General features: G+C 50.9%; 2 tRNA genes and 2 rRNA genes. All 4 read right to left on the bottom strand.

What is annotated here, in order from left to right:
* Positions 1 to 124: 124 nt before the first annotated feature.
* Positions 125 to 3,016: ribosomal RNA gene (locus HX783_RS26510) — 23S ribosomal RNA — on the bottom strand.
* A gap of 249 nt (positions 3,017 to 3,265) precedes the next feature.
* A tRNA-Ala gene (locus HX783_RS26505) sits at positions 3,266 to 3,341 on the bottom strand.
* A gap of 30 nt (positions 3,342 to 3,371) precedes the next feature.
* Positions 3,372 to 3,448: transfer RNA gene (locus HX783_RS26500), tRNA-Ile, on the bottom strand.
* An 82-nt stretch (positions 3,449 to 3,530) separates the two neighbouring features.
* Positions 3,531 to 5,067 (bottom strand): 16S ribosomal RNA (locus tag HX783_RS26495).
* The 16S and 23S rRNA genes sit together here with 2 tRNA genes alongside, the layout of an rRNA operon.
* Positions 5,068 to 5,469 lie beyond the last annotated feature (402 nt).

The following is a 5,469-nucleotide window of genomic DNA, read 5'->3' as shown; positions in this document are numbered from 1 at the left end:
TGGTCTCGCTTCAGCAAATTGGGTATGTGATAGCTTTCGGTGTTTTGTGAGCGTCGAACTTTCGGTTCATTTCGTCTTCACACACCGCAATCTGGCCTTTCGACTCAAATTGCTTGGGTGTTATATGGTCAAGCCTCACGGGCAATTAGTATTGGTTAGCTCAACGCCTCACAGCGCTTACACACCCAACCTATCAACGTCGTAGTCTTCGACGGCCCTTCAGGGAACTCAAGGTTCCAGTGAGATCTCATCTTGAGGCTAGTTTCCCGCTTAGATGCTTTCAGCGGTTATCTATTCCGAACATAGCTACCCGGCAATGCCACTGGCGTGACAACCGGAACACCAGAGGTTCGTCCACTCCGGTCCTCTCGTACTAGGAGCAGCCCCTCTCAAATCTCAAACGTCCACGGCAGATAGGGACCGAACTGTCTCACGACGTTCTAAACCCAGCTCGCGTACCACTTTAAATGGCGAACAGCCATACCCTTGGGACCGGCTTCAGCCCCAGGATGTGATGAGCCGACATCGAGGTGCCAAACACCGCCGTCGATATGAACTCTTGGGCGGTATCAGCCTGTTATCCCCGGAGTACCTTTTATCCGTTGAGCGATGGCCCTTCCATACAGAACCACCGGATCACTAAGACCTACTTTCGTACCTGCTCGACGTGTCTGTCTCGCAGTCAAGCGCGCTTTTGCCTTTATACTCTACGACCGATTTCCGACCGGTCTGAGCGCACCTTCGTACTCCTCCGTTACTCTTTAGGAGGAGACCGCCCCAGTCAAACTACCCACCATACACTGTCCTCGATCCGGATAACGGACCTGAGTTAGAACCTCAAAGTTGCCAGGGTGGTATTTCAAGGTTGGCTCCACGCAGACTGGCGTCCACGCTTCAAAGCCTCCCACCTATCCTACACAAGCAAATTCAAAGTCCAGTGCAAAGCTATAGTAAAGGTTCACGGGGTCTTTCCGTCTAGCCGCGGATACACTGCATCTTCACAGCGATTTCAATTTCACTGAGTCTCGGGTGGAGACAGCGCCGCCATCGTTACGCCATTCGTGCAGGTCGGAACTTACCCGACAAGGAATTTCGCTACCTTAGGACCGTTATAGTTACGGCCGCCGTTTACCGGGGCTTCGATCAAGAGCTTCGCGTTAGCTAACCCCATCAATTAACCTTCCGGCACCGGGCAGGCGTCACACCCTATACGTCCACTTTCGTGTTTGCAGAGTGCTGTGTTTTTAATAAACAGTCGCAGCGGCCTGGTATCTTCGACCGGCATGAGCTTACGGAGCAAGTCCTTCACCCTCACCGGCGCACCTTCTCCCGAAGTTACGGTGCCATTTTGCCTAGTTCCTTCACCCGAGTTCTCTCAAGCGCCTTGGTATTCTCTACCCAACCACCTGTGTCGGTTTGGGGTACGGTTCCTGGTTACCTGAAGCTTAGAAGCTTTTCTTGGAAGCATGGCATCAACCACTTCGTTAACTAAAAGTTAACTCGTCATCAGCTCTCGGCCTTAGAATCCCGGATTTACCTAAGATTCCAGCCTACCACCTTAAACTTGGACAACCAACGCCAAGCTGGCCTAGCCTTCTCCGTCCCTCCATCGCAATAACCAGAAGTACAGGAATATTAACCTGTTTTCCATCGACTACGCTTTTCAGCCTCGCCTTAGGGACCGACTAACCCTGCGTCGATTAACGTTGCGCAGGAAACCTTGGTCTTTCGGCGTGGGTGTTTTTCACACCCATTGTCGTTACTCATGTCAGCATTCGCACTTCTGATACCTCCAGCAAGCTTCTCAACTCACCTTCACAGGCTTACAGAACGCTCCTCTACCGCATCACTTACGTGATACCCGTAGCTTCGGTGTATGGTTTGAGCCCCGTTACATCTTCCGCGCAGGCCGACTCGACTAGTGAGCTATTACGCTTTCTTTAAAGGGTGGCTGCTTCTAAGCCAACCTCCTAGCTGTCTAAGCCTTCCCACATCGTTTCCCACTTAACCATAACTTTGGGACCTTAGCTGACGGTCTGGGTTGTTTCCCTTTTCACGACGGACGTTAGCACCCGCCGTGTGTCTCCCATGCTCGGCACTTGTAGGTATTCGGAGTTTGCATCGGTTTGGTAAGTCGGGATGACCCCCTAGCCGAAACAGTGCTCTACCCCCTACAGTGATACATGAGGCGCTACCTAAATAGCTTTCGAGGAGAACCAGCTATCTCCGAGCTTGATTAGCCTTTCACTCCGATCCACAGGTCATCCGCTAACTTTTCAACGGTAGTCGGTTCGGTCCTCCAGTTAGTGTTACCCAACCTTCAACCTGCCCATGGATAGATCGCCCGGTTTCGGGTCTATTCCCAGCGACTAGACGCCCTATTAAGACTCGCTTTCGCTACGCCTCCCCTATTCGGTTAAGCTCGCCACTGAAAATAAGTCGCTGACCCATTATACAAAAGGTACGCAGTCACAGAACAAAGTCTGCTCCCACTGCTTGTACGCATACGGTTTCAGGATCTATTTCACTCCCCTCTCCGGGGTTCTTTTCGCCTTTCCCTCACGGTACTAGTTCACTATCGGTCAGTCAGTAGTATTTAGCCTTGGAGGATGGTCCCCCCATATTCAGACAAAGTTTCTCGTGCTCCGTCCTACTCGATTTCATGACTAAGAGATTTTCGCGTACAGGGCTATCACCCACTATGGCCGCACTTTCCAGAGCGTTCCGCTAATCTCAAAGCCACTTAAGGGCTAGTCCCCGTTCGCTCGCCACTACTAAGGGAATCTCGGTTGATTTCTTTTCCTCAGGGTACTTAGATGTTTCAGTTCCCCTGGTTCGCCCCTTACACCTATGTATTCAGTGTAAGGTAACCATCTTATGATGGCTGGGTTCCCCCATTCAGACATCTCCGGATCAAAGTCTGTTTGCCGACTCCCCGAAGCTTTTCGCAGGCTACCACGTCTTTCATCGCCTCTGACTGCCAAGGCATCCACCGTATGCGCTTCTTCACTTGACCATATAACCCCAAGCAATCTGGTTATACTGTGAAGACAACATTCGCCGAAAATTCGAATTTCTCAATTAAGAGAACTCACAAATTTTACCTTAGCCTGATCCGTTACCAGTGAAAGTAACGTTCAGTCTATCTTTCTATCACATACCCAAATTTTTAAAGAACGATCTAATCAAAGACTAGAAATCAACATTCACCATCAACCTGATGGAATGCTCATTTCTAAGCTTTCAAAACTTTCAGAAGCAGTAGTGGTGGAGCCAAACGGGATCGAACCGTTGACCTCCTGCGTGCAAGGCAGGCGCTCTCCCAGCTGAGCTATGGCCCCGTATTTCTACAGGCGTTTCCCACACAAAATTGGTGGGTCTGGGCAGATTCGAACTGCCGACCTCACCCTTATCAGGGGTGCGCTCTAACCAACTGAGCTACAGACCCAATTTCGGGCTGCTTCTTATCGTCTTCTTCAATGAATCAAGCAATTCGTGTGGGAACTTATGGAGCAGCTGATGTCGTCGATTAAGGAGGTGATCCAGCCGCAGGTTCCCCTACGGCTACCTTGTTACGACTTCACCCCAGTCATGAATCACACCGTGGTAACCGTCCTCCCGAAGGTTAGACTAGCTACTTCTGGTGCAACCCACTCCCATGGTGTGACGGGCGGTGTGTACAAGGCCCGGGAACGTATTCACCGCGACATTCTGATTCGCGATTACTAGCGATTCCGACTTCACGCAGTCGAGTTGCAGACTGCGATCCGGACTACGATCGGTTTTATGGGATTAGCTCCACCTCGCGGCTTGGCAACCCTCTGTACCGACCATTGTAGCACGTGTGTAGCCCAGGCCGTAAGGGCCATGATGACTTGACGTCATCCCCACCTTCCTCCGGTTTGTCACCGGCAGTCTCCTTAGAGTGCCCACCATGACGTGCTGGTAACTAAGGACAAGGGTTGCGCTCGTTACGGGACTTAACCCAACATCTCACGACACGAGCTGACGACAGCCATGCAGCACCTGTCTCAATGTTCCCGAAGGCACCAATCTATCTCTAGAAAGTTCATTGGATGTCAAGGCCTGGTAAGGTTCTTCGCGTTGCTTCGAATTAAACCACATGCTCCACCGCTTGTGCGGGCCCCCGTCAATTCATTTGAGTTTTAACCTTGCGGCCGTACTCCCCAGGCGGTCAACTTAATGCGTTAGCTGCGCCACTAAAAGCTCAAGGCTTCCAACGGCTAGTTGACATCGTTTACGGCGTGGACTACCAGGGTATCTAATCCTGTTTGCTCCCCACGCTTTCGCACCTCAGTGTCAGTATTAGTCCAGGTGGTCGCCTTCGCCACTGGTGTTCCTTCCTATATCTACGCATTTCACCGCTACACAGGAAATTCCACCACCCTCTACCATACTCTAGTCAGTCAGTTTTGAATGCAGTTCCCAGGTTGAGCCCGGGGATTTCACATCCAACTTAACAAACCACCTACGCGCGCTTTACGCCCAGTAATTCCGATTAACGCTTGCACCCTCTGTATTACCGCGGCTGCTGGCACAGAGTTAGCCGGTGCTTATTCTGTCGGTAACGTCAAAACAATCACGTATTAGGTAACTGCCCTTCCTCCCAACTTAAAGTGCTTTACAATCCGAAGACCTTCTTCACACACGCGGCATGGCTGGATCAGGCTTTCGCCCATTGTCCAATATTCCCCACTGCTGCCTCCCGTAGGAGTCTGGACCGTGTCTCAGTTCCAGTGTGACTGATCATCCTCTCAGACCAGTTACGGATCGTCGCCTTGGTGAGCCATTACCTCACCAACTAGCTAATCCGACCTAGGCTCATCTGATAGCGCAAGGCCCGAAGGTCCCCTGCTTTCTCCCGTAGGACGTATGCGGTATTAGCGTCCGTTTCCGAACGTTATCCCCCACTACCAGGCAGATTCCTAGGCATTACTCACCCGTCCGCCGCTCTCAAGAGAAGCAAGCTTCTCTCTACCGCTCGACTTGCATGTGTTAGGCCTGCCGCCAGCGTTCAATCTGAGCCATGATCAAACTCTTCAGTTCAAACATCTTTGGGTTTTTAAGAAACCCTAAACTTGGCTCAGCAATCGTTGGTTACATCTTTGATTTCTCGCGGAGTAACTTGTGATGCTGATAATCTTGTTGACTATCAGTCTGACTCCACAAGCACCCACACGAATTGCTTGATTCAGTTGTTAAAGAGCGGTTGGTTAAGATCTTTCGTCTCAACCGAGGCGCGCATTCTACAGCAGCCTCATTTGCTGTCAAGTGATTATTTTCAGAAGTTTTCGAAGATTTCTTCAACAACTTCAACCACTTGCGCTTCCGATCTCTCGTTAGCGGGAGGCGAATTCTACAGCGTTACACGCTGCTGTCAACACCTCTTTTTCTCCGCTTTCGACCGAGAAGATCGAAACGTTAATAGAGCCAAACAACACCGCTCTA

Source organism: Pseudomonas sp. D2002 (genome assembly GCF_013385735.1).
Taxonomy (GTDB): domain Bacteria; phylum Pseudomonadota; class Gammaproteobacteria; order Pseudomonadales; family Pseudomonadaceae; genus Aquipseudomonas.
Note: the sequence above shows the minus strand (reverse complement) of the source record. Positions and strands in the feature narration are given on the sequence as shown.